Source organism: Methylobacterium sp. WL116 (genome assembly GCF_008039455.1).
In the GTDB taxonomy this organism is placed as follows: domain Bacteria; phylum Pseudomonadota; class Alphaproteobacteria; order Rhizobiales; family Beijerinckiaceae; genus Methylobacterium.
In genome coordinates this window covers 1-1131 of sequence record NZ_VRUV01000890.1, presented here as the reverse complement: position 1 = coordinate 1131, position 1131 = coordinate 1, and the positions used below count along the sequence as shown (strand labels likewise).

Here is a 1131-nt window from a genome sequence, read left to right as displayed (position 1 = left end):
CGCCGTATCCGTCGAGGACGAGCCGCGGCGTCGTCCCGTCGGCGCCGGAGACCCGCAGCACCGTCTGGGGCGGCGCGTCGGGAAGCGCGCCGGCATGGGTGCCGATCTCCACCGGCCCGGCGATCCGCCCGAGGGCGAGCCGGCCGGTCGCCGCCGAGACCGAGAGCGCGGTCGAGAAGCTCGCGCCGTCCGGGCTCACCTTCAGGGCCACGTCGTCGGCGCCGAAGGTGCCGAGCAGCGCCCGCGTCGAGAACCCGGTCTGGAACGCCAGGCCGGCATCGCGCGCCGCCGCCTGCTTGTTGAGGGTGAGCCGCACGCTGCCCGAGCCCGGCGTCGCGTCGTCCCAGGAGAGCAGAGCGGCCTCGGACTTCACCGCCAGCCGGTTCACGGCGTCGGCCGCGGTGCCGATCCCGAGGCGGGCGAGGTTCTGGAGGCTCGCCAGGGTGGCGCGGAAGCTCGTCCAGGCGCTGCCGGTGAAGATGTAGAGGTCGCCCTCGTCGGCCACGAAGGCGAGCCAGCCCGGTCGGGGCGCGAGCCCGACCCAGACCCCGTCCCGGAAGCAGGCGACCTGGCCCGACAGCCCGGCCCAGGCCCCGGTGGGCGCGGCCGCGACGACAAGGTAGCGGTCGCCCTCGGCCGGGGCGGCCGGCGGCGCGGCGAGGTCCTTGTCGAGGCAGGCGAGCTGCACCAGCGCGTCGAGCTGCACCAGGGCCTCGTTGTGGGTGACGTGCTTCTGCGCCTGGTTGGCCGCGATCAGCGGCAGCGCGAGGTTCTGCGTGGTGTCCGGCATCGGCGGGCTCCGTCGAGGGATCGAGGTGTCAGCCCCGGCGCACGGCGACGCGCGCGCGGGTGGCCGGGCCCGGCCCGAACACCGCCCCGACCTGCGCGACGGCGATGTCGAGCACCGCCTGCGGGCCGCCGAAATCCGCGGCCTCGTCGGCGTAGAGCAAGCTCGGCCCGGCGGCGGCGAGGCTGCGCAGCCCGTGGCCGTCGGCGGCGAAGACGGTGACGGCGTAGGCTTCCACCGCCTCGTCGAGGGGAATGTCCGCGACGTCCCAGCTGTCGGCGTCGCGGCGCGCCCGGCGGATCCACGACAGGCGCACGCCGCCGGGCTCGCGCCGGGCGCGGAGG

The 1131-nt window shown here is 76.6% G+C and carries 2 protein-coding genes; both read right to left on the bottom strand.

The genetic code is table 11. The annotated features are described in order from the left end of the window. A partial coding sequence (locus tag FV223_RS28230) for a DUF2793 domain-containing protein (RefSeq protein ID WP_147729953.1) occupies nt 1-790 on the bottom strand: 790 nt, incomplete at its 3' end. A gap of 28 nt (nt 791-818) precedes the next feature. Next, nucleotides 819-1131: hypothetical protein (locus FV223_RS30995; protein WP_187276286.1), on the bottom strand; the 313-nt coding region annotated here is incomplete at its 5' end.